Raw genomic sequence first — 24,393 nt, forward strand, 5'->3', positions numbered from 1 at the left:
CCCCCCTTTACAAGGGGGGACTAAGGGGGGTAATAATGTGATTAAAATGACAACAAACAACTTTTCAAACATCCTCTTATATTTTTTGACAGTTAGCTGTAAAATCTACCACTAAACCTTGACTTCCAAAGACTTAAGTAGTTCTGTATTTACACCAGACTCACGAGTCAAAGCAATTTTGCCAGTGCGAGCTATTTCTCTTAACCCAAATTTTTGCAACACCTGCACGATCGCTACCATCTTCCCTGGATCTCCGACAACTTCTAAAGTCAGGGAATCTTCTGCCACATCTACCACTCTTGCTCGGAAAATCTGAGCCAATTCCACAATTTCCGAACGGTTAGTGCTTGTAGCATTGACTTTAAGCAACATCAGTTCTCGCTCTACACAAGGAATCTCAGTCACGTCCTGTACCTTAAGGACGTTGATGAGCTTATAAAGCTGCTTGGTCAGTTGCTCGATGACGCGGTCATCTCCTTGGACAACCATTGTAATTCGAGAAATACCTGATTGTTCTGCCGGACCTACAGCGAGGCTTTCAATATTAAAGCCGCGACGGGCAAATAATCCAGAAATACGGGAAAGAACTCCCGCCTCATCCTCTACAAGTACTGAAAGGGTATGTTTCATCTTTGCCAACTATGGCTAGGAGACTTACTGAAAGGGTAACGAAAGCACTAGCCACTGCTACGCTACCCATATTGCTGTTCAAATTGCAAATTTAATGTCTCATTGTAAACTGAAAAGGAACCACTGAAAATAGGGAATGGTCACTGGTCATTGTTCGCTGAAATCAAACCAAGATCCTGTGGTGTATTACAGTTAAAAAGCATTTCTGAATTTGGCAATGACAAAGCAAATACGCGATGCTGTTTCAGCCACCCTTGGAACGATCGCCCGCCTTCATTAATATATGCCATCAAACTTGGTAAACACCGATGGCGATAAAAACCGCACAATGGCTCCCAACCTTTAGTGTGACAGACCAATGCTGCGATCGCGTCCTCTTCGACATTTTTGAGTTCAGCCACCCACGCCTGCAAAACTTCAACCTGTAACTTAGGTAAATCGCAAGCGAGTAGCAATACCCAAGGCGTTTGCACCTGCGCTAATCCTTGAGCAAAGCCAACAAGTGGTCCGTGAGGTAAAGATTCCCCCAAAGGCACTTCCCGAATAAACTTGGTTTTAGGAGTGAGTAAGTGCTGATAGCGTTCTGGCCAAGAAGTTACCACATAAACTGTATCAGCACAACTTTCCGCTATTTGACAAACTAATTGCAACAGGGGTACACCTTGAATTGGAATCAAAGCTTTATCTTGCCCCATACGGGAACTCATCCCCCCTGCTAACACAATTGCGCTTAGGTCATTTGTCATTTGTCAATAGTCAATAGTCATTTGTCAATAGTCTTTTATTCTACTAACAACTAACCACTAACAACTAACAACTAACCACTAACCACTAACCACTAACCACTAACCCTCGTTAAACTCTTTTGCAATTGCTGCACGAACTGCTCTACACTTTCAGGCGCTGGCAAACACTTCAATCCTTGGCAGACTAATCCAACGCTTCCTTCTGGAAGTTTTGATGTTGAGACAAACACTGCACTGGGTAAATATGTTGGCACAAGAGATTGGATTTGTTCTTCTGAAGTACGGATTAATGTACAATTACGATACCAGTCTAGGGCAGTAAACAAACTGGGACAAGCTTGGGGAGCACGATTCATAACACCCCTAAAAGCGTTTAATGCTTGTTCGGCTATGTCTAAATAATGAAGATCGTCGGTTAAAAGAGCAAGACGGACAAGGTTTGCGATCGCCACTCCGTTAGCAGATGGTGTAGCGTTATCGGCGTAACTGCGTTCGCGCACAATCAAATCTTGGCTGGCGTCACTGGATGTATTGAAGTATCCACCAAGTTCCACACTCCAAAGATATTCATGAAATTCTTCTTGCACGGCAATTGCTTTTGAGAGCCAGTAAGAAGATGCAGGGGGAAAATTATTCTCTATAGCTCCTTGTCGATCCCCCCCGACTTCCAAAGAAACTTGATGTAAATCGAGTAGTGCTTTGATAAAAAAGGCGTAGTCCTCAGATTGCGCCAGTACTGTTGGCTGACTTTCGTAATTGAGACGGTGAAAGCGCCCATCTACAAACTGATTGTTCAAGATAAAATTTGCGGCTTTTGCTGCTACTTCCAAATATTCTGGTTTTTGGAATACCCCGTATGCCCTAGCTAAACCAGATATCATCAAGCTATTCCAAGCAACAATCATTTTTGTATCTGTAACTGCGGGAATGCGTCCTAGCCAGTTACCAGTTTTCGCTTCTTGATTGTTGCGGGCGGGGGGAAATGTAGCAGTAGATGTTGTCGTGGATGTATGTACGGCTTTATCAGTCATGTCCGTTGCAAAACCATAACGAGCAACAAACAATTTTCCTAACGCTGTTTGTAAACTTTCACTCCGTTTTCCTTGATGACGCCTTTGTAAAACGTTCTTACCTTCAAAGTTCCCGCTAGGTGTGACTGTAAACTCTTGTTGTAATTGTGTTAGTTCATCTGGAGTCAGCAGTTGCTGCAATTCGCTGTAACTCCATACATAAAAAGCCCCTTCCTCAGGTTCTGCGTCTGCTGGATTGGTGAAGCTGTCAGCATCTTGAGCAGCATAGAAGAATCCCAATGGTGAGATCATTTCCCGCTTTAACCATTGAACAGTACCAGCGATCGCGTCTTCAAAAGCTGGTTCCTGTATTCCTGCACTCCACAAATTAGCCAAATACTCCACAATTTGACCATTATCGTAAAGCATCTTTTCAAAATGCGGCACTGTCCATGTAGGATCGACTGTATAGCGATGAAAACCACCAGCTACGTGGTCGTAAATTCCCCCTAGTGCAAGATCCAAACCCCTTTGAATAGATACTTGAACGCCATCGTAACGAGAATCTTCCCACTCAAATCGAGTTCCTCGCACTGCCAGTTCTGCATAAGGAATCATTGGGAAGCTATTACCGTATTCGTTGGAAGTAATAATTCCAGTACAAGTCTCCCAACCTTTATGCAATAATTCAATATCTTGAGTTTCTGTTACTCCTCCCAATTCCAATACTGCTGAGGTCAGGAGTGACTCAAGAATAGTGGCCTTGCGATCGCGCAAATCATCTTTTTCTGTATCGTAATAATGGCGGATTGCTTGCAGAACTTGTAAAAAGCCAGGGCGACCATAGCGTGGTTCTAATGGAAAGTAAGTCCCTGCATAGAAAGGCACTAGATCCTCTGGTGAGATGAACACGTTTAACGGCCAACCGCCCTGACCGCTCATCATTTGCAAAGCCTGCATATAGATGCTGTCAATATCAGGTCTTTCTTCTCTATCCACTTTAATAGGAAGAAAGTTGGCGTTCATATACTCAGCCACTGCCCGGTCGGAAAATGCTTCTCCTTCCATCACAGTACACCAATGGCAACTAGAGTAGCCAATCGAAAGAAATATTGGTTTGTTCTGCACTTTTGCAGTGAAGAGTGCCTCATCACACCAAGACCACCAATCAATGGGGTTTTCGGCGTGTTTGCGTAGGTAGAGGCTTTTAGCTTGAGCAAGACGATTAGTCATGAAAGATGCATGAGAAAAAACCCTTATTCGCCTAGTGTAGCTTCTTATAAGTAGAGTCATGCATTCTTCCCGTGTCACTCTGTCCACGGCGTAAATATTTACTCTACCCAACTTTGCATTATTGTGCAGAAGGAGGCAGTGCGTTTGCAATAGGCACTGGAGCGACTGGTGAAGGTTGTTCTACCTTTGTCTCAATGATAGTATTTGGGCTAAGACCTGCAATAAGGTGAAGCAAGAAGGTGATAACGGCAGCTTGTAAAAGTTTTTCGAGCATGGCGGGCTCCTCTGGCTTTAGGGGGATGGCAATTCTTCTTTAGTTTGTTAACCAAATGCACCCTGTATTATGTATCTACTCGTAATGGTAATTCCATTCCGGAAAAGTACCTGTAAAAATACTAACAAGCTTAATGATTAGTGGTTAGTGGTTAGTTGTTAGTGGTTAGTGGTTAGTGGTTGGTGGTTGGTGGTTGGTGGTTAGTGGTTAGTGGTTAGTGGTTAGTGGTTAGTGGTTGGTGGTTGGTGGTTAGTGGTTAGTGGTTAGATGATAAGGTTCGGGTTTTGGGACAACCATCGGGCTTTGCAATCGATAGAATATACGTAAAATAAGTACAACCAGCTTTCATGATTCCAATTGTTATAGAACAATCAGGTCGTGGCGAACGCGCCTTTGATATCTACTCACGTCTGTTACGCGAGCGCATCATCTTTTTAGGACAGCAGATTGATGACACAGTAGCTAACTTGATTGTTGCCCAACTGCTGTTTTTAGACGCAGAAGACTCGGAGAAAGATATATATATGTACATCAACTCTCCTGGTGGTTCGGTAACTGCAGGAATGGGTATGTATGATACTATGAAGCACATCCGCCCAGATATCTGTACAATTTGTACAGGATTGGCGGCAAGTATGGGCGCTTTTCTCCTCAGTGCTGGTACAAAAGGCAAGCGGATGAGTTTACCTCACTCCCGAATTATGATTCACCAACCGTTGGGCGGTGCTCAAGGACAAGCAACTGATATTGAAATTCAGGCACGGGAAATCCTTTACCACAAGCGCAAGCTAAATGAATATTTAGCCGAGCATACAGGACAACCATTAGAAAAGATTACTGAGGATACAGAGAGAGACTTCTTTATGTCACCTTATGAAGCTAAAGACTACGGCTTAATTGACCAAGTCATCGATCGCCACTCTGCGGGTAGTCGCCCAATAGCCGTTGTCAGTCAGTAATCACAAAAGTCCTAGCCTTTGACCTAGTTAACCTCGTTGCCTTCTCGTTACCTCGTTCCCAGCCTGAGGCTGGGAACGAGAGGGCGGGCGGAGCGGTAAAGTCAAAATGACTTTGCTTAAAACCCAGCCAATGGATCTATCGGCGTAGGCTGCGACTCCAAGTATTTTAAGAAATCCTTTAATTCTTCTGCACTCAGTAAGTGACGCGATCGCTTCCCGTAAGTTTTGACCAAATAGTCGCGCCCTTGGTCTGTGTTCCAACCCAATCGCTGCATTTCAACACCAATTTTGGCAATATCATCCGAATTATCCACAGTTTCTGCCTTTTTCTTGCGCTTATTTGCTGTTTCTTGTAAATTCATTTCCTCTTGAAAGTTGGAACTGCGTGAAGGAAATGGCGTTACATTATTAGGAACTCCAGAAAAAGAGTTGTTCTCAGTTGTGTTAGGGGACACTATGCCAAAATTTTCTAACGCCGCATCAAATTGTTCTTCTTGATGGTTAGTTGTTGCAAATCCACTGTTACTATCTTGAGTTTTGCCATTTAGAGTTTTAGAAAACGGAATTTCCGGTTTATCAATAGTAGGAATGACTTCGCCAAGATCGGGAGTTGTAGTCTCAAAATTGGTTTCTGGCTTGTAACTTGTGGCAAAGCGATCGCTATGAGCGTGTTGTTTTGCTTCGTTTGCGGCTACTGGCGCTGAGACTACTGAAGTTGGAGGAGTTGCAGGTGCTTCTGTGTGAGGAGAGTTGAGCACAACGGAAGAAGCTGTCTCATTCAATCCATTAGAAGTAACTGAGGATACATTGGGCTGAACCTGCTTGGTTGGTTCTGGAGAAATAACCGGCGCTCCTTGGGGGAGATCTGTTATTCCTAAAACCATCAACGCTCTAGTTCTCGCTTTATCTTCTGCGTCCTCTAATATTTCTGCAGCCGCCATACCAGTAGCGCGAGTTGCACCATCAATTTGTACGCTTGCACGGACAATATACTTACCGTGATAAATTTGCACTAATTCACTAATGAGATTGCCTTGGGGGTACTTGCTCTGAAATTGAGCCAACATAATGCTCTCACCAAATCTTGCTCTGTTTAATAAAGGGGTTGGAAACAATTCATTGAACTCTCCCCTACCTAAATCTACTTAATTATAGATGGGTACTGCACTCAACATTTTTGTTCAAATCTATTTTCCTAGTACAAATGCACCCAACCCGTATACATTATCATATGCTCTCAGGAGTTGATAAGTTTTAAAACAGTATTAATACTTGAAAATAGGGGGGAGGGGTTAGGGGGTAGGCGTTAGGGAAATAACCACAAAAGCCCATTGCCCACTGCCCCAAAAAGCTATTCTTAAATAATTTTACTGAGAATGCTACGATAATTACTCAATTGGTGTTCTAGTACTATTTTCTGCAAGGACACTCTATATCTACAATAATGTAGTAATGGTTCGTCCTCACAGCTCGTTAAGCTGCTGGCCTAATTGTTTCCGATCCTACATATGGGTCAATTAGATTTGTCGGCAGTTTCTCCTAGTTAAAAAACAGAGTCTAGTGGCGTAAAAGAACCTTCACTTCAGACAATCTAACACCTGCGGTTTCCCTAAACAGTGCTTTTGGGCAGCGTGGAAAGTTCTCCAAAGTGCGTCTTACATAAAAACCCGTTGCGTAATTACCGAGGGGGGCAAAAAACTAAACGGGCGTACTTTTGAAGATTGACTGGAGTTAAGGAACCATATAAACCGCTAAACTCTGTAATGCTCCTGTGGTCCCCTTTATTATGGGCAATTCGTTTCCGGCTAGTGTCTGTAGTCGTGAGGGTACACAGCACGCGAACCAGATAAACAACAAATGACGTTTTGACCAAAGGTCGGTTCACTGCATGGAATTTTCAATCGCTACACTTCTCGCCAATTTTACTGATGATAAATTGGTTGCTCGTAAACTGTTGGAAAAGAAACTTGGTTGCGAAGATGAACCCAGTTTAGAAAAACTTCACATCGCCTTGGAAGTGCTCGAAAGAATCGGGATTTTGGCCAAAGAACGCGGCAAGTATCGCCGTATCTCGGAAGAGGGGGTGATTGAAGCAAAACTTCGCTGTTCCAGCAAAGGTTTTTGTTTTGCCATCCAGGATGTAGAAGGCGCAGAAGACATCTACATTCGTGAAAGTCATCTGAGCAACGCTTGGAATGGCGATCGCGTTTTGGTCAAAGTGCTGAAAGAAGGCAGTCGGAGGCGATCGCCAGAAGGAGAAGTTAAGCTCATCCTAGAGCGCTCAAATCACACTTTACTAGCACGGATCAAGCAGGTAGAAGGAGGCTACCGCGCCGTACCTTTAGACGATAGATTGCTTTTTGAACTGAAACTGCTCATCAATAACAATCAACTCGAACAAGCCATCGATCACTTGGCGCATGTGGAAGTTTTGCGTTATCCATTAGCGCAATATCCACCATTGGGTAGAGTCGTCCAAATTCTGGGTAGCGATGCGGAAGCAGCAGCCGACATAGATCTCGTCACCTGCAAACACGATCTGGCTCGTACTTTTCCAGACCCCATTCAGGAAGCAGCTTCAAAATTACCCAAAAAGCTGCTAAAAGCAGATTTAAAAAATCGTTTGGACTTGCGCTCAAAGTTTACACTTAGCATAGTTCCCAACAATGGTGATTCTAAATTTGTAGAAAATGCTTTTTCTCTGGAAAAAAATAACGAGGGCAATTGGCGAGTAAGCTTTCACATTGCCGATGCTACCCACTACATTCAACCAGAAGAAATTCTTGACCGGGAAGCATTGAAGCGAGGGCGCTCGGTATATCTTGGGAATTTAGTACTGCCCATGTTCCCAGAAGTGGTTGGTGAACGGTGTTCTTTATTACCTGGAGTTGACCGATTGGCTCTCTCTTTTTTAATGACAATTGATTCACAATCGGGAGAAATAGAAGATTGGGAAATTCAACCCACTGTTGTTAAAGTCGATACCTCAATCGGTGAATCTGAGGCAGAAACTATTCTCGCCAAGAAAGCTACGAAAACAAATAGCGGCGTTGTCCAGATTCTTCAAGAACTGGAAACTGTACAGCAATTATTGAAAAAGGTACGTCTCAATCGGGGTTGTTTGCAATTAAATCTACCACCCAATCAAAACCCATACTGTGATGAAGGTGCTTTGGGGTGTGTTGTTACCAACGATTTGCCCGTGCGTGCTCTACTCACAGAGTATACATTACTGGTAAATCAATTGATAGCAACTCATTTGAATGCTCTTGGAATTCCTGCAATTTGGCGAGTCCAAGGTACGCCCGATCCCGAAGATGTTCAAGAAATGCTAAAATTGGCGATGAACTTGGGTGTTGAACTGAATCTCGAGCCGGAAATAGAAATTCAGCCTCTTGATTACCAACAGCTAACTAGGGTTTTTGCAGAATCAGCTTCCGAGCAAGTTTTGACTTACTTGTTACAAGATACCCTCAAGCAAGCTACCTACAGCACAACCAAAGGTTCTCACTTTGGTTTGGCTTTACCAGAGTATACCCATTTCACTTCCCCCCTGCGACGTTACCCCGATTTGATGATGCAAAGAGTCTTTTATGCACTCATTGAACACGGGCGCGATCGCCGTAACACTCGTGTTAAAGATCGGGTAAACCTTCGCCACTCCTCAAGCCACGGCGAAATTAACTGGAACGTTCTCCCACCAGAATTGCAAAGTGAATTGCAAAGTGAATTGATGAGAATTATTGTTCAGCTCAACGATCGCGAAAAAGAAGTTCAAGAAGCTGAAACCGATCTGGCGGGTTTGCAAAGAGCTTCGCTGATGAAACAACGCATTGGTGAAGTTTTCACCGGTGTTATCACGGGGGTTCAATCCTACGGGTTCTTTGTAGAGATAGAAGTTCTGCCCACCGACTCAGAGAGTGGAAATACGCGAGTTCCTTTACGGGTAGAAGGGCTGGTTCACGTAAGCTCTCTCAAGGACGATTGGTATGAATACCGCGCCAGACAACAAGCGCTGTTTGGGCGCAAAAATCGTGCTTCCTACAGATTGGGCGATCGTGTAGCCGTACAAGTAAAGAGTGTTGACTATTACCGCCAACAAATTGATTTAGTCACTGTTGGTAGCGATGGTGCAATGATGGGCAAGGATATGAATATCATGAATGGCGAAGATCGAGGTATGTATATGCGCCATGACGATCTTGAGCCATTGGACTTAGATCCCTATGCTGATGATGAATAGCGATAAGTTAGTAGTTAGTGGTTAGTTGTTGGTTGTTAGTTGATGGTTGTTAGTTGATGGTTGTTAGTGGTAAAACTACTAACCACTAACCACTAACTACTAACCACCAAATACTATCCACTATCCACCAACCACTAACCACTAACCACTAACCATTAACCACTAACAATGTCAAAACCTCTCATAATAGGTGTAACAGGAGCATCTGGTCTGATTTATACTGTTCGTGCTTTAAAATTTTTGCTAGAAGCTGACTGTGAAATTGAATTAGTTGCTTCCAAATCCACCTACATGGTTTGGCAATCCGAGCAAAATATTCGTATGCCAGTAGAATCCCTTCAGCAAGAAAAATTTTGGCGACAGCAAGCTCTTGTCGAACAAGGAGGCAAACTGCACTGTCATCATTGGGGTGATGTAGGAGCGAACATTGCTAGTGGTTCGTTTCGTACTCAAGGAATGATAGTTATTCCCTGTAGCATGAGTACTGTAGCAAAGCTAGCAGCTGGTATGAGTTCAGATTTACTGGAACGAGCGGCGGATGTTCAACTCAAAGAAGGTCGGAAACTAGTGATTGTTCCCCGTGAAACTCCTTTGAGTCTGATTCACCTACGTAACTTAACAGCTTTAGCAGAAGTTGGCGCAAGAATTGTTCCTGCGATTCCTGCTTGGTATCACAATCCCCAAACTATAGAAGATCTCGTTGACTTTGTCGTCGCTCGTGCTTTGGATCAGTTAGATATTGACTGCGTCCCAATTCAACGATGTAGGGGTTAGGGGTTAGGGGTTAGGATTAGGGCACCCTACACCCTTACCCTCTACCCCCTACACCCAACCTTTACCCCTACCCCCTACCCCCTACCCCCCATCACTATGGCACTCATTCGCTTAATTCTTTTAGTGGCAGTACTTGGAGGAATTACGCTGTACTCGCTTACAAAATTGGTCACGCCGTCCTACCGCTTCTGTGTTTGGGTATGCGTACGTCGCAACCATACCACCTAGCAATTTGGATTTTGTTTAGCACAGTTGCTGGTGGATTAACAACTATCTTACTGACGTTTTTGTTCAATTTATCTGGTGCTCTTGGGGGACAGCGCCAAACTCCTTTGCGTTCGTCTCCTGAATCACCACGTCGGAACAAAACTCGTTTTGAAGAAGTAACATCTCGCCCGCCAAATCCTCCATCTTCTGGGGAGCGAGAATCCCGAACCACTGACACAGTTGATGACTGGGAAACAAGTAGCGGACTTTATGAGGACTGGGAGTTTAACAAGTCCGATCCTGAAAAAACCCAAGTTAGAGACTCTAATACCTACGATCGCGCTTCCGAACCGAAAGACAAACCAAAAACTGACTCATCCTATTCTTACAGCTACCGCGAACCAAAAAATTCTGGCGTAGGAAAAACAGAATCAGTTTATGATGCGGACTATCGGGTTATCATCCCCCCTTATCAACCACCCAAGCCTGAACCTGCAGAGGAGGATGAGTGGGGGTTTTTGGATGATGATGATGCTGAGGACGAGAAGAGATCCCCTCGGCGTTAACTTGTGACGAGTGCATGGTATTGCTTCTCTACACAAGATTGAAACGTTCGCGGGACTCCTGCCTGACTTCTCCGGTCATAGCAGCTTCTTGTAAGGTCATGAAAGCGTTAAAATCTTCTAAGTCGTACCGAGTTGTCAGCAGATGTCGCAGTTGATTTTCTGCTTCAACAGTAAGATAGCCAGTAGCTAAAGCTTTTTTTACAACGTCTCTAATCCGAGTCATGGTTGAAACCCCTAACGATCGCATCTAAAACACACTTATAAGTACGAGTTGATTCAGAGAAGATATGCAATGGTTTTGTGCTTCAACCCTTCTATGAGAAAAGTTTTTTGTGCATTTCGTCAAACAATGAGTCATACTCTACACCTTGAACAAAAACACGGACTTGTCTATTCCAGCTTGCAGCAACCGATTGCCGAGGCAGCAACAATGTGTTGGTAGAAACACAGGGCTGCATAAACACGTAATTTTCCCACCTACTTAAGTGAGTTACGTTACGCTTGCTATGTTGACTGATAAAGTCAAGATAAAGTTTCGCTCAATCTATATAAAATTTCTGTTAAGACCAAAGATACCTAAGTAACGATTACCAAGTCACCTAACAACTGTTATTAATTTCGTTATAAATTTATTATTTATTTAATTTGGCTTCATACAAAAGTCAGTATGATATGGGAAATTTGGTATTTAAAATAACGGTAATGACACCTCATAATTCAAGTCAGGTAGAAGAAGAATTTATAGAAGCTAAAAATTATTGGGAACTAGAAAAATTATATGTAGATTTAGGTTTAGCAAAAGGAAAATCTCTCACACCTGTTGAAAAAAAATTCTTAAGAGGCTTACTTTGCGGTTTTAGTCCTGCAGAAATCGCCAGTACTGTGTATCAAAGTCGTAGTAGCAGTACTGTTAGAGTTTACCTTTCTAATGGGTTGTATAAATATATAGAGGAAATGCTGACTAACCAAGCAGGACATTTTATTAAAGTAAAAAACTGGAGCCGTGTCACTCAATTGCTAGAAAAAGCAGGTTATAAAAAAGCACGGGTTCAATTAGAGCCTCTTGGAAACCAACTAAAAATAGATATACGACAAGATATTGCTTCTATAGATATGAGATCGGTACCAAGAGAAGATTGGGGCGAGGCACCTGATGTAAGTCTGTTCTATGGAAGGGTAACAGAACTCTCTCAAATTGAACAATGGATTGTTGGAGAACGCTGTCGTTTGGTGATGATTTTGGGTATGTCTGGCGTTGGAAAAACAGCTTTTTCTGCAAAACTAGCAGAACAATTGAAGGATAAGTTTGAATGTGTGATTTGGCGATCGCTAAATCTCAATTTATCTCCTGACATTCTGCTCAATCAACTCATACAAATTTTGTCACCAAAGCAAGAACTCAATCTTACAGAATCATTCTTAAGCCGTATTTCACAACTTATTGATTGTTTGCGTTCTTCCCGATGTCTCATTATTTTAGATAATTTTGATTCTATTTTGTACAATCAATATATAGGTCTTGATGTTCTTGACGAGTTATCTATTCAACAATCGCTCGCTCAATTAAGTACTAAAAATTCTTCAGCATATATTCTGCCACAGATTAGCTATTGTCAAGGATATGAGATTTATGGAGAAATTCTTAGAAGAGTCGGGGACTCCCAGCATCAAAGCTGTTTGATTGTAACGAGTCGGGAAAAACCCCAAGAAATTTCAGTGCTTGAAGGAAAATTTTTACCTGTTCGCTGCTTAAAATTAACAGGCTTAAGTTATATCGAGAGTAAGAATATACTCCAAGCTAAAGGTTTAATGACTTCCCAAGATGAAGAATGCAAATCTTTAATAAATTGGTATGCAGGCAATCCTCTATTTATTAAATTAGTGGCAACGGCAATTGAAGAATTATTTGGTGGTAGCATTAACAACTTTTTAGAACAAGGTACAGTCGTCTTTGGAGATATTCGAGCCATTTTAGATAGGCAATTTAATCGTCTATCTAGTTTGGAAAAACTGATTATGTACTGGTTAGCTTTGAACCAAGACTTGGTGTCAGTACGTAAGTTGCAGAAAGATTTTTTCCCTCGCGTGTCACAAAGATTAATTCTAGAGGCTATCGAGTTATTGCAGAAACGTTCTTTGATTGAAAAAAAGGCAGCAAATTTTTCTCAAATTCCTGTATTGATGGAATATATAGGCGAGCAATTAATTGAGGAAAATTTGCAAATGATTGGAGAAACAGAAGGTTCTCTACTCATGAGTTATACAATCTTAGAGCACAAAATCAAGAACTACATTCGGGAAATGCGTCAAAAATCTCACTCTTTAGAGTAAATTAGTTAATGGTTAGTTGTTAGTTGTTAGTGGTTAGTTGTTAGTTGTTAGTAGTCAAGAGCAACCAGCAACCAGCAACCACCAACCAGCAACCACTAACCACTAACCAGCAACCACCAACCACTTATATGACAAATAACTTATTAAAAGGAGTCAACCTATACTTGGTTGGCATGATGGGCGCGGGTAAATCTACTGTGGGACAAGTACTGGCTCAACATTTGGGCTACGGATTTGTGGATACCGACACTGTAATTGAGAAAGCTGCAGGTGGTAGAACCATAACTCAACTGTTTCAAGATGAAGGAGAAGTTGGGTTTCGCCAATTAGAAAGTCAGATTTTGGAACAAGTGTGTGCTTTCACTAAGCTTGTCATCGCAACAGGTGGAGGTATTGTCTTAAGACAAGAAAACTGGAGTTACCTTCATCACGGCTTAATTGTATGGCTGGATGTACCCGTCGAAATTCTCTACGCCCGTTTAGTGGAAGATACAACTAGACCACTTTTACAAGATAGCGATCCCAAAGGGAAACTGCGATCGCTCCTCGAACAAAGACAACATCTTTACTCACAAGCTGATTTGAGAATTACTGTCAGTGAAGGAGAAACTCCAGAGCAAATTGCTACACGGGTCTTAGATGAGATTCCCAGTGTTTTAAAACCAGCTAAAGTGTGAAGATATATAGCTGAATATTGAGTGATGTTAATTTTTGTATAGCTAGTGTTTTCACGATGTAAATTTATATGTAACGTCCGTAACTGCCACGCCAAGGGTCTATTAGAAGTTCATGACAGTCAGCGAAACTGAGTATATTAAGCAAGATGCAGCCAGCCGCGTACAAGTGCTAAGTGAAGCACTACCTTACATTCAACAATTTATTGGTCGCACCATTGTTGTTAAATATGGCGGTGCAGCCATGAAAGACAGCAATCTCAAAGATAAAGTGATTCGCGACATTGTCTTTTTATCTTGTGTTGGCTTGCGACCAATTTTGGTACATGGTGGAGGACCGGAGATAAACAGTTGGCTGGATAAACTGGGAATCGAGCCTCAATTTAGAAATGGTTTGCGAGTGACTGACGCTCCGACAATGGATGTTGTGGAGATGGTATTAGTAGGTCGAGTCAATAAAGAAATCGTCGCTTTGATAAATCAAGCAGGTGGTTCAGCAGTGGGGTTGTGTGGCAAAGATGGTAACTTAATCAAAGCTCGCCCTCAAGGTGATGAAGGTATTGGCTTTGTGGGGGAAGTTAACAATGTCAATATCAAAATTTTGGAGACACTGGTTAACAATGGCTATATTCCGGTAGTTTCCAGCGTTGCAGCAGACGAAATAGGACAGCCATATAATATTAACGCCGACACCGTGGCGGGAGAGATCGCAGCTGCATTAGGCGCAGAAAAGTTAATTTTGCTAACTGATACAAGGGGGATTTTGAAAGATTACAAAGATCCTTCTACCCTGATTCCTCAAGTAGACATTCAAGAAGCGAGAGAACTCATCGCAACAGGTGTAGTCAGTGGTGGAATGATCCCAAAAGTGAATTGCTGCGTCCGTTCTCTTGCACAAGGAGTGAAAGCAGCACATATAATAGATGGTCGCATTCCCCACTCATTACTGCTAGAAATTTTTACTGATGTTGGTATTGGTACTATGATCGTTGGCTCCCATCTTCAAATAACCGGCTAATAGCTTTTGAACTGTACGTAGTAGGTAGGTAGGGCTAAAGCCCACCAATAATCTCATTTGGTAAGCTTTAGCCCATCAAACAGTACTTAAAATTCCCCTGTGTTTTATACTAAATTTTATGAACGACAACAGCAAAACGATTGTTTTATTATCCAGTAGAGAACTAGAAAAAATGCGTAAGGCTGGGCGCTTAGCTGCTCAACTTTTGCGTCACCTTGAACCAATGGTTAAACCAGGGGTTAGCACTCTAGAGCTAAACGATGAAGCAGAACGTTGGACGCAAGCGCATGGAGCAAAAAGCGCCCCTCTTGGTTATAAAGGTTATCCCAAGTCTATATGTACCAGTATTAATGAAGTTGTTTGTCATGGCATTCCCAGTGCCAAGCAAATTCTTCGCAATGGTGACATCATTAATATTGATGTAACACTCATTGTGGATCGTTACCACGGTGATACATCTGAGACATTTTTGGTTGGTACACCTTCCCCTATGGCTAAAAAGCTGGTAGAGGTAACAAGAGAATGCCGTCGCCGAGGTATAAAGGAAGTTAAACCAGGAGCATACATCGGAGACATTGGGGCTGCTATTCAAGAGTACGCAGAATCACAAGGTTTTTCCGTGGTGCGAGACTTTGTAGGACATGGTATCAGTAACATTTTCCATACTACACCAGAAATTCCTCATTACGGTACCCGTGGGAAAGGAAAACGTCTCAGAGCAGGTATGGTTTTTACCATCGAACCCATGATTAACGAAGGAACTTGGGAAGTGGAAGTTTTAAGCGATGGCTGGACTGCACTCACACGCGATCGCAAACTGAGCGCTCAATGCGAGCATACCATAGCAGTGACGGAAGAAGGTGTTGAAGTCCTGACTTTACCTGATGGGGAAGTTTTTTCTTAATGGTTAGTGGTTAGTGGTTAGTGGTTAGTGGTTAGTGGTTAGTGGTTAGTGGTTAGTGGTTAGTGGTTAGTGGTGAAGAGCAACAACCAACAACCAACAACTATCAACCAACAACCAACAACCAACAACTATCAACCAACAACTATCATTTCCCTAATTTATTTGGAATTCCTTCGCAACCGCCGGGGATTGTATTTCTTGTTTTTTCACCACCCCAGGCGCAGCAATAGTACCGTGTAGATTCAGATATCCGTCGAGCGTCGGTGAAATCAGCATTTTCTACAACAGCACCAGTGTATTCGCCAGTTTCATAATCTGGTGGTTCAGTACGGCTGCGGGGTGATGCTTTCTCCACAGAACCGTAGAACAGGCGAGTTCCATTGAGGTCAGCACCAGTAAGATTGCTTTCATATAAAATGGCGCGGGAAAGGTTGGCTTTTACCAAATCGCAATTACTAAGGTCAGCACGGACAAAATTGACTTCAGATAAGTCAGTCCACCGCAAATCTGTCCCAGCAAGGTCTGCGCCTGCTAGCATGACGCCCAAATCGATAACGCGCACACCCTCAATACGGTCTTCAGCATAACCACCAATGCCATTTAGAATCGGTCTACCCAATCGACGATCGCGTTTCAGAGGAGTCAGCAGTCTGGAACGTGAGAGAAAGCGCAGGATTTTCGCTTTACCGCTTCCATCAACACTACTTAATATTGCAGCCGTTCGACCTTCTGCGATCGCTCTTTCTTGCGGCCAATCTTCTAATAATCCTTCTTCATCCAAGACTAAGTCAGAAATGCCTTGGAAATATGAGTCAATGGTTTGTTGCTGGGTAATGATATTTTGTTGAATAGTAAGAAAGTTTTGCTGAATCGTCAGATCTTTAGAAATCACGTACTGTCGCCATGCAACGTATACCGCAATAATGGCGATGAGAATTTGTCCCAATGCACCAAACCACTCTGCTAGTGTTCCAGAAGCTTCCCAGTTAATTTTACGTCCCCAAGCCAGAAGGCGATCGCCAAAACCGCTAAACTTGACTGTACCAACAATAGCTGCTAACACTCCCAAAAATGCAACAAATATGGCTCGCTCTTGTGCGGAAAACCACTGTTTTATTGCCATTTCTATTGCTGGTAACAGTACTGCAAGGGACAGAAGAAGAGCCATTAGGATTCCGCAAGTCCCAACAATTAAGTTATTGATGGCAATTCCAATAATCACGATCGCGATCGCTACCAGTATCAGCAATAGTGCTCTGGGTTTTACCGTTATAGAGTTAGGAGTGCGTCCGTTGACAGCAGAACGTAATTGTTGGAGCGTGGATATTTTTTGTGGAGATTGTTGGGATGAAATTGCAGCTAGAGCCTCCTGGGTAGCAAGTTCAGTGGGGAATAAGGGATTTTCACATCGCCCATCTTCAAAGTCATCTGGCTGTACGATGTCCTCTAAGAGGGAGTCTTGTGAGTGGGCTTTGGATGAGTTGGAGTTGGATTCTATCGACATGTTTCTATTTTGGCACTAGCACGTCCCGATTCAACAGTGGTTTCATCCTAACCGCGACATTGCACTAGAAGCAACCTCCGTAATAAGTAGGTAGGGCTAATGCCCACCATGTGAATCTTTGTACCTACCTACTATTTACCTACATAATATTTGACAAATCTAATCGGATAGATATAGAGTCATATATGATACAATATTTATATTGATAAATTGCTCAAAAATTGTTGGCTTTAAAACCTTTTTCAAACAAGCTCTTTCATGTTGTCTATAGAAGATCGGTACAGCTTTATACTTTTTAGTAAAGCCATTTTGTTTTAGAATCGTAATTGTGAGTTATCTATTAACCCATGGTTCATAGGCGCTTGTTTCAAGCAATTGGCTTATTCGTAATTTTCTTCTTGTTTGGTTGTGGTGATACAAAATCACCAGGACAATATAGCAACCAAGCAGTAAAAGAAGTTAATGTTTCCCAACTGTTGACAGAAGTAAACGACTCTCAACAAGCAGAAGATTATTTTAATCAAGGCAATAGCTGGTTGAACGCGCAACGCTACAAAGACGCGATCGCAGCTTACGACAAAGCGATATCGATTAAACCTGAAAGTGCCAAAGTTTGGAATAACAGAGGTAATGCCTTTAACTCTTTACACCAGCATCAAGAAGCCATAGCATCTTACGACAAAGCAATTGCTCTTCAACCAAACAAACATGAGGTATGGTTCAATAAAGGTAATGTCCTAAGCAGTTTGAAACAATATAAAGAAGCCATAGCATCTTACGACAAATCAATTGCAATCAAACCAGACAAGCATGAAGCATGGATCAATAGAGGCATAGCTCTTACAAAGCTGCAACGCTATAAAGAAGCCATAGCATCCTACGATAAAGCAATTGCAATTCAGCCAAACCAACACGAAGCTTACTATAACAAAGCTTGTGCTTACGCTTTGCAAAGTAATGCTAAACTAGCTGTGGAAAACTTGCAAAAAGCTATCAAGCTTTATCCTGGGAAGTATAAAAAACTAGCAAAAACTGACCCAGATTTTAGCAAGATTCGCGGCGATAAGCAGTATCAAGCATTCATCCAGTAGAAATTGGTGAAAGTTGGCAGTTTAGGGATGCAAAATCCACAACGTGTATGAAAATTTGGCAAACTGATTTCTATCGATGTCCTCAGCCAGATGCATCTGGACAAGTTTTGTGGTATGTGGTGATTTGTGATGCAAATCGCAGCTTTGAATATGAAGCCACTTGTCCGCAAGCACAAGCAAATTCTAGTTGGGTCGCTTCTCAACTTCAGCAAGCAGCCAGAGAAAAACTGCCAAACATAATTCAAGTTTTTCGCCCCCAATCTCTCAGCATACTCGAACAGGCGGGAAAGAGTTTGGGCATTACAGTAGAAGCAACTCGCCACACTCTTGCATTAAAACAGTGGCTGCAAGAAAAGCAATATCCTGTCGCTTTGGATAAACCACCCCCCGCACCACTACCAGAAAACCTATGGGGAGAACAATGGCGTTTTGCATCACTCGTTGCAGGTGAAATCCTCGATGCATTTAGCGATCGCCCCATCCCCGTTTTAGAAATGCCAGAGCATCTACAACCCTTCAATTTAGGCTTGGCATCAACAGTACCTATACCCGGAGTTGTTATTTATGGTGGACGGCAATCCATGCGTTTGGTACGGTGGTTGCAACAAGCCGATCCTATAGCGTTGAATTACATTGCTGGTACACCTGATGGATTGGTGTTAGAAGCAGGTTTAGTCGATAGGTGGATTGTTGCCACATTTGAAGATAAAGAAGTTACAAACGCAGCTAGAGTTTACACGGAAAGAAAGCAACAAAGTCGAGGATTGCATTTTTTAGTCGTGCAACCTGATGATTCTGGTATGACTTACACGGGTTTTTGGCTGCTTAGTGACCAGTGACCAGTGACCAGTTAAGGAAAAAAAGCGATTGCCTAAGATGTGCGATCGCTTTTTTTTCTCTTTATAGTTTATTTTTAAGTATTCATGTACTATAAAAAATAGCACAGTTATCAGCTTCTACACGCAACATATGTCAAAGCAACAGCGAAGGAGAAAAGTTTGAGCGAAGTCAAAGCTGATTACGACAATCCTTGGAAAGAAGCACTCACTGAGTATTTTGAGCCTTTTTTGGAATTTTTCTTTCCACAAGTTCATGCTCTCATTGATTGGAGCCGAACTCCGCAATCTTTAGATAAAGAATTGCAACAAATTTTTCCAAATGATTGACCAGATGATGAAGTTACCCCAAGAGTTACAGCAAAGTTTTGAAGAAAAATTCAATCATTGTAGGAGGAAAGAAGAATGCCTTTAATGAGCAATATGGAATTGAGAGGTATGGAGCGTAGCTCTATACAAACGGCGCGTGAATCAGTGATAACAGTTTTAAGTGTACGACTCGGAGAATTACCTTCAGAGTTGATAGAAGCTTAAATAAGATTTCTGATTTACAACAGTTAAAACAGTTTTTAGAACAAGTAGCTACTGTTAATACAATTGATGAGTTCCAACAATTTTTTAACGATGCTCGCTCTGTAAATTAGACTGCAAAAGTTATGGAACTGCAGATGGACGCGGATGCACGCAGATGAAGCGTACCTCATTCGGATGGAAATCGCTATATCTGAACACTGAGGTAGGTTAATATTTAGATTGCATCAAAAAGCGGATGCACAAATAGTTGTATTTTGGATGTGAGGAGTAAAGTTTGTGACTAGACCACCCAGCCTTGGTGTCAGTATTTTCTTATATATTACTGGTATTTTATTAGTAATTTTGGCTATCATTCTTCTCCTACAAGCTTTTGGAGTTGTCAAGAACATTCCTAAAGAAGCAATTTGGGGTTTGGTATTGCTGTCAATAGGTTCGGGGATTTTAACCGCGATTCGGCGTCGTTAACTTTTAATTATCTGAGTAAGTCGGCATAATTAAAGTGAACTAGTCAGGAGCGTCATTTGTCATTAGTAAGGGTTTTAGTTTTGTTCACATTTTGTAATGTAGTTCTGTTTATTTCCGCCTACCTACTTATCGTTTTGCTTGAGTAGCCCTTGTAGAAGCTACTATTTATTAATGTAACCATTCACTGGTCACTGGTCATTGGGTTATGTTGGGTTTCGTTCCTCAACCCAACCTACGGTCACTGCTCACTGCTCACTGTTATCCCATGTCAACAACTGACTTTCTCACTCACCTCAATCCAAGTCAACGCCGTGCTGTTGAACATTTTTACGGTCCCTTACTAGTTGTTGCTGGTGCGGGGTCTGGCAAAACACGAGCGCTGACTTATCGCATTGCTAATCTGATTTCCCATCACCGTGTCGATCCGGAGAATATCTTGTCAGTTACCTTCACGAACAAAGCCGCACGGGAGATGAAAGAACGGATTAAGAAGCTATTTGCCGAACAGTTGGCTATGATGGAGTACGGCGAACGGTTTGATTTGCTACCAGAATACGAACAAACGAAACTTGAGTCAAAAGTTTGGAAAAAAACTGTTAAGCACTTGTGGTGCGGAACTTTCCACAGTTTGTGTTCGCGGATTCTTCGCTTTGATATCGGAAAATATGAAGATGAAAAAGGACGGCGTTGGACTCAGAATTTTTCTATCTTTGACGAGTCGGATGTTCAAAGTCTTATCAAAGACATTGTGACTAAACAACTTAATTTAGATGACAAGAAATTTGAACCTCGTTCTGTCCGCTACGCTATCAGTAACGCTAAAAACCAGGGTTTATCACCTCGAGAATTTGAAAGAGAACAACCTAATTATCGGGGACGGGTGATTGCAGAGGTTTATACTGCTTATCAAAATCGACTTGCAGAAAACAATGCCCTTGATTTTGATGACCTTATCCTAGTTCCTGTGAAATTGTTTGAGCAAAACGAGCAAGTTTTGGGTTATTGGCATAACAAGTTTCGCCACATTTTAGTGGATGAGTATCAGGATACTAACCGGACTCAGTACAATTTGATTCGGTTATTGGCGACTAATGGGGAACCGAAAAAGAGTGAATGGGATTGGACAAACCGCTCTGTTTTTGTGGTAGGTGATGCGGATCAGTCAATATATTCATTTAGAATGGCTGACTTTACTATTTTGTTGGAATTTCAGCAAGATTTTGGTGATGGCTTACCAGATGAAGATACCAGAACGATGGTAAAGCTAGAGGAAAACTATCGTTCTTGTGAAAATATCTTAGAAGCAGCAAACCATTTGATTGAGAACAATACTCAAAGAATTGATAAAGTTCTTAGGGCTACACGCGGTGCGGGGGAAGAAATTTATTGTCACAAAGCTGATGATGAGCTTGTGGAAGCTCAATTCGTTATTAATCAAATTCAAACGTTAGAACACCAACACCCTGAGTTGAACTGGGGTAGTTTTGCTGTTCTTTACCGTACTAACGCTCAGTCACGCCCCTTTGAAGAATTATTGGTTCGGAATAATATTCCTTATACGGTGGTGGGAGGAATTAAGTTTTACGATCGCAAAGAAATTAAGGATGTCTTAGCTTACTTGCGAGCGATCGCAAACCCTGCGGATACTGTCAGTTTATTACGAGTTATCAACACTCCCCGGCGTGGTATTGGTAAGGCTACAGTGGATTCCCTTATCAAAGCATCTCAAGAATTAGGGACGACTCTGTGGGAAATACTGAGTGATGAAACATCAGTTAATACCTTGGCTGGACGTTCTGCCAAAGCTGTGAATGGCTTTGCGAATTTGATTCGTGAATGGCAAGAAAACTTAGATAAGGTTCCTGTGTCAGAAGTTGTACAAGGAGTCCTTGACGGTTCGGGTTACATCCAAGACTTGATGTCTCAAGGAACAGATGAAGCAGAAGATAGGGTGCAAAACGTTCAAGAATTGTTTAATGCCGTACTGCAATTTCAGGAGGAAAACGATGATGTAACTCTACAATCGTTTCTTTCAAGTACTGCTTTGAGTTCCGATTTGGATAATTTAAAGGAAGGAGAAACAGCAGTTTCTTTACTGACTCTACACGCTTCCAAGGGGCTGGAATTTCCTGTAGTGTTTTTGGTGGGTATGGAACAGGGGTTGTTTCCTAACTACCGTTCCATGAACGATCCAGCCGCCTTAGAGGAAGAACGTCGTCTGTGTTATGTCGGAATTACTCGCGCTCAAGAACGGTTGTATTTGACTTATGCGAGGGAACGTCGTCTGTATGGATCTAGGGAACCTGCTTTGCGATCGCAATTTCTGGATGAATTGCCTGAAGAACTCATGGCATCTCAACGGAAAAGTCAAATGGCTTATATTAAACGCGCAGGTGCTAACCTACAGCAGAGTGCAGCTCGTGGGAAGAAGGAAGTAACAGAAAATTGGCAGGTGGGCGATCGGGTTCTGCACAAAACTTTTGGTATTGGGGAGATTACTCATATTTTTGGTTCTAGCACTAAGGTTTCGTTAGCGATTAAATTTGATAATTTGGGTTTGGGTCAAAAAATTATTGACCCTAAAGTTGCTCAGTTACAAAAGGCTGATTAATGGGCTTGTTGCAAAAGTTTAAGAAATTAATTATTAACCGCAGATGCACGCAGATGCACGCGGATAGACTAAATTTTTGCTTAAATGCTACTTCCCTGTCAAATATATTATGTGGAGGTTGTAACTATGACCCAAGCACAAGCACAAACCGAACCAAAGTTATATACTTTTGATGAATTTATCGAATGGTATCCAGAAAACTCAGAATTCCGGTACGAATTGCATGATGGAGTCATTGTCGAGATGCCAAAACCTAAAGGGAAGCATTCAAATTTGACGGGTTCTCTTGCTGAAAGATTACTTATAGCTATTCGAGAGATGGGTAAAGGGGATATTTGGACAATACCCAGAGAATCGATTGTAAAACCGTACCGAGACAAGTCTGGGTACGAACCGGACATCATTGTTTTAAATAAAGAAACTATCGCTACTGAGACGCGCTGGGAAAGTGAATCAATTATCCAAAATGCAACTTCGGTCAACTTAATAGTAGAAGTTGTTAGTACCAATTGGCAGGACGACTATTACGATAAACTCCGTGATTATGAAGGTATGGGTATTCCTGAATACTGGATTGTAGATTATGCTGCTTTGGGAGGGCGTAATTTTATTGGTTATCCCAAACAACCTACTATTTTTGTACACGAGCTGGTTGATGGGGAATATGTAAAAACAACGTTTAGAGGGAATGATGCGATTGTCTCTCCTACCTTCCCACAATTTAATCTCACCGCGCAACAGATTTTTAATTTGGCTAATTAAAGCGCGGTCCTTCTATATATATAACAATATTTGTATCCAGTAAATATGCCACTCTATTTATCTTACAGGTGCTAACACTGCTATCGGTAGTAACTTAGAACCAGGTAGTGTGGGTAAAGGTGGTAATATCGATATCAACGCATCATCCTTACTAATTTCTGATGGCGCTGAACTGCAAACCATCATTCGTCAAGCTTTTCAAACCCAGCCAGCAGGACAAGGCGATGCTGGCAATGTAAATATTAAAGTTACTGGTGCTGTTGATATCGCTGGAAGGAGAGGCATATCTTCCGGTGGATTTTCAGTAATGTGAATCCGGGAGCAATAGGCAATGGGGGTAACATTACCATTGATTCCGCTTCCTTCTCATTACGAGATGATGCTTCACTTTCTACCTCAACTTTTGGACAGGGAAGCGCAGGGAACGTGACAGTGACTGCAAAAAATGCTATTTCCCTTGCAGGTGGTGACATCCTCAGCACGGTGGAAGCAGGAGGTGTTGGAAAGGGTGGCAATATCAACATCAATGCTACATCCCTGTTATTCACTGATGGAGCTCAATTGATAACTGGTACTCGTGATGCATTTGATACTCAATCAGCAGGGCGGGGTGATGCAGGTAATGTCAATGTGAAAGTGACAGGTACTGTTGATATTGTTGGTACGAGAGGCATATTTCCCAGTGGGATTCGCAGCGAAGCAGAAATAGGAACAGTCGGCAATGGGGGTAACATTGTTATCAATTCTGGTTCCTTATGCAACATTCTCATTCCCCTTGGAAAGAGGGGAGATCGGAATCTCCGGTTTCCTCCCCTTTTACACGTGGAGGGCTAGGGTGGATTGAAAAGGGGCTATGCATAAGTCCTATCTTCAAGATAACTACAGTTCTAAGAGGATGTTTGAAAAGTGATTAGCTGTCATTTTAATCACATGATTACCCCCCTTAGTCCACGCCACTTGCTACAAGTCGGGAAACCCGCGATGGCGCAGTGGCTCCCCCTTATAAAGGGGGGAAATAAGA

Annotated in this window: 24 protein-coding genes; 17 read left to right on the forward strand and 7 right to left on the reverse strand. The window is 42.3% G+C overall.

Annotated elements, in window-relative coordinates:
* Positions 1-111: 111 nt before the first annotated feature.
* The 4 genes from ilvN to F7734_RS61355 all read right to left on the reverse strand — a co-directional run bounded on the left by ilvN (position 112) and on the right by F7734_RS61355 (position 3,893).
* Positions 112-630: an acetolactate synthase small subunit gene (gene ilvN / locus F7734_RS49700; RefSeq protein ID WP_155751701.1), complete on the reverse strand. Its 519-nt coding sequence runs from the start codon at positions 628-630 to the stop codon at positions 112-114.
* A gap of 140 nt (positions 631-770) precedes the next feature.
* Positions 771-1,376 (reverse strand): molybdenum cofactor guanylyltransferase, encoded by a 606-nt coding sequence (locus F7734_RS49705; protein WP_155751702.1) that lies wholly within the window; start codon positions 1,374-1,376, stop codon positions 771-773.
* A gap of 92 nt (positions 1,377-1,468) precedes the next feature.
* Complete coding sequence (locus F7734_RS49710) at positions 1,469-3,619, reverse strand: thioredoxin domain-containing protein (RefSeq protein WP_155751703.1); 2,151 nt, start codon at positions 3,617-3,619, stop codon at positions 1,469-1,471.
* Positions 3,620-3,737: 118 nt separating this feature from the next.
* Complete coding sequence (locus tag F7734_RS61355; protein ID WP_166482640.1) at positions 3,738-3,893, reverse strand: hypothetical protein; 156 nt, start codon at positions 3,891-3,893, stop codon at positions 3,738-3,740.
* A 347-nt stretch (positions 3,894-4,240) separates the two neighbouring features.
* Here F7734_RS61355 and clpP point away from each other — a divergent pair, with 347 nt between their 5' ends.
* Positions 4,241-4,852, forward strand: coding sequence for an ATP-dependent Clp endopeptidase proteolytic subunit ClpP (gene clpP / locus F7734_RS49715; protein WP_155751704.1), 612 nt, complete (start codon positions 4,241-4,243; stop codon positions 4,850-4,852).
* Positions 4,853-4,968: 116 nt separating this feature from the next.
* Here the strand turns inward: clpP and F7734_RS49720 are convergent, their stop codons facing one another.
* Positions 4,969-5,919 (reverse strand): hypothetical protein, encoded by a 951-nt coding sequence (locus F7734_RS49720; protein WP_155751705.1) that lies wholly within the window; start codon positions 5,917-5,919, stop codon positions 4,969-4,971.
* Positions 5,920-6,740: 821 nt separating this feature from the next.
* Between F7734_RS49720 and F7734_RS49725 the strand changes: the two genes are divergently transcribed.
* The 3 genes from F7734_RS49725 to F7734_RS49735 all read left to right on the forward strand — a co-directional run bounded on the left by F7734_RS49725 (position 6,741) and on the right by F7734_RS49735 (position 10,642).
* A complete protein-coding gene (locus F7734_RS49725) occupies positions 6,741-9,095 on the forward strand; it encodes a ribonuclease R family protein (RefSeq protein ID WP_155751706.1) in 2,355 nt (784 codons plus the stop codon).
* 168 nt (positions 9,096-9,263) lie between these two features.
* Positions 9,264-9,869 carry a flavin prenyltransferase UbiX gene (locus F7734_RS49730; protein WP_155751707.1) on the forward strand — a complete coding sequence of 202 codons (606 nt, stop codon included), beginning with the start codon at positions 9,264-9,266 and terminating at the stop codon, positions 9,867-9,869.
* Between the two features lie 200 nt (positions 9,870-10,069).
* Positions 10,070-10,642 carry a LapA family protein gene (locus F7734_RS49735; protein WP_347566421.1) on the forward strand — a complete coding sequence of 191 codons (573 nt, stop codon included), beginning with the start codon at positions 10,070-10,072 and terminating at the stop codon, positions 10,640-10,642.
* Positions 10,643-10,670: 28 nt separating this feature from the next.
* On the opposite strand, the gene F7734_RS49740 is transcribed toward F7734_RS49735, so the two are convergent.
* Positions 10,671-10,865: a hypothetical protein gene (locus F7734_RS49740; protein ID WP_155751708.1), complete on the reverse strand. Its 195-nt coding sequence runs from the start codon at positions 10,863-10,865 to the stop codon at positions 10,671-10,673.
* Between the two features lie 479 nt (positions 10,866-11,344).
* Between F7734_RS49740 and F7734_RS49745 the strand changes: the two genes are divergently transcribed.
* The 4 genes from F7734_RS49745 to map all read left to right on the forward strand — a co-directional run bounded on the left by F7734_RS49745 (position 11,345) and on the right by map (position 15,569).
* Positions 11,345-12,973 carry an ATP-binding protein gene (locus F7734_RS49745; RefSeq protein WP_155751709.1) on the forward strand — a complete coding sequence of 543 codons (1,629 nt, stop codon included), beginning with the start codon at positions 11,345-11,347 and terminating at the stop codon, positions 12,971-12,973.
* A gap of 128 nt (positions 12,974-13,101) precedes the next feature.
* The gene (locus F7734_RS49750) at positions 13,102-13,650 is read left to right on the forward strand and encodes a shikimate kinase (protein WP_155751719.1); all 549 of its coding nucleotides are present in this window, start codon (positions 13,102-13,104) and stop codon (positions 13,648-13,650) included.
* Positions 13,651-13,762: 112 nt separating this feature from the next.
* Positions 13,763-14,665, forward strand: a complete 903-nt coding sequence (gene argB / locus F7734_RS49755; RefSeq protein WP_155751710.1) for an acetylglutamate kinase — start codon at positions 13,763-13,765, stop codon at positions 14,663-14,665.
* Between the two features lie 118 nt (positions 14,666-14,783).
* A complete protein-coding gene (gene map, locus F7734_RS49760) occupies positions 14,784-15,569 on the forward strand; it encodes a type I methionyl aminopeptidase (RefSeq protein ID WP_155751711.1) in 786 nt (261 codons plus the stop codon).
* 145 nt (positions 15,570-15,714) lie between these two features.
* On the opposite strand, the gene F7734_RS49765 is transcribed toward map, so the two are convergent.
* Entirely contained in the window at positions 15,715-17,073 is a 1,359-nt protein-coding gene (locus F7734_RS49765) for a pentapeptide repeat-containing protein (protein ID WP_155751712.1), read from the reverse strand.
* A gap of 347 nt (positions 17,074-17,420) precedes the next feature.
* Between F7734_RS49765 and F7734_RS49770 the strand changes: the two genes are divergently transcribed.
* The 9 genes from F7734_RS49770 to F7734_RS49805 all read left to right on the forward strand — a co-directional run bounded on the left by F7734_RS49770 (position 17,421) and on the right by F7734_RS49805 (position 24,206).
* Complete coding sequence (locus F7734_RS49770; protein ID WP_155751713.1) at positions 17,421-18,164, forward strand: tetratricopeptide repeat protein; 744 nt, start codon at positions 17,421-17,423, stop codon at positions 18,162-18,164.
* A gap of 47 nt (positions 18,165-18,211) precedes the next feature.
* A complete protein-coding gene (locus F7734_RS49775; protein WP_155751714.1) occupies positions 18,212-19,003 on the forward strand; it encodes a Tab2/Atab2 family RNA-binding protein in 792 nt (263 codons plus the stop codon).
* 159 nt (positions 19,004-19,162) lie between these two features.
* A complete protein-coding gene (locus F7734_RS61360; RefSeq protein WP_166482641.1) occupies positions 19,163-19,330 on the forward strand; it encodes a hypothetical protein in 168 nt (55 codons plus the stop codon).
* A 75-nt stretch (positions 19,331-19,405) separates the two neighbouring features.
* Positions 19,406-19,534, forward strand: coding sequence for a hypothetical protein (locus tag F7734_RS65795; protein ID WP_279239848.1), 129 nt, complete (start codon positions 19,406-19,408; stop codon positions 19,532-19,534).
* A gap of 276 nt (positions 19,535-19,810) precedes the next feature.
* Positions 19,811-19,999 carry a hypothetical protein gene (locus F7734_RS49785; protein ID WP_050045963.1) on the forward strand — a complete coding sequence of 63 codons (189 nt, stop codon included), beginning with the start codon at positions 19,811-19,813 and terminating at the stop codon, positions 19,997-19,999.
* A gap of 265 nt (positions 20,000-20,264) precedes the next feature.
* Positions 20,265-22,610, forward strand: a complete 2,346-nt coding sequence (gene pcrA, locus F7734_RS49790; RefSeq protein WP_155751715.1) for a DNA helicase PcrA — start codon at positions 20,265-20,267, stop codon at positions 22,608-22,610.
* Between the two features lie 126 nt (positions 22,611-22,736).
* Positions 22,737-23,372 (forward strand): Uma2 family endonuclease, encoded by a 636-nt coding sequence (locus F7734_RS49795; RefSeq protein WP_155751716.1) that lies wholly within the window; start codon positions 22,737-22,739, stop codon positions 23,370-23,372.
* A 109-nt stretch (positions 23,373-23,481) separates the two neighbouring features.
* Positions 23,482-23,685 (forward strand): hypothetical protein, encoded by a 204-nt coding sequence (locus tag F7734_RS49800; protein ID WP_155751717.1) that lies wholly within the window; start codon positions 23,482-23,484, stop codon positions 23,683-23,685.
* Positions 23,682-24,206: a hypothetical protein gene (locus F7734_RS49805; RefSeq protein ID WP_155751718.1), complete on the forward strand. Its 525-nt coding sequence runs from the start codon at positions 23,682-23,684 to the stop codon at positions 24,204-24,206. Before F7734_RS49800 ends, F7734_RS49805 begins: the two co-directional genes overlap by 4 nt.
* Positions 24,207-24,393: the final 187 nt, after the last annotated feature.

Source organism: Scytonema sp. UIC 10036 (genome assembly GCF_009725235.1).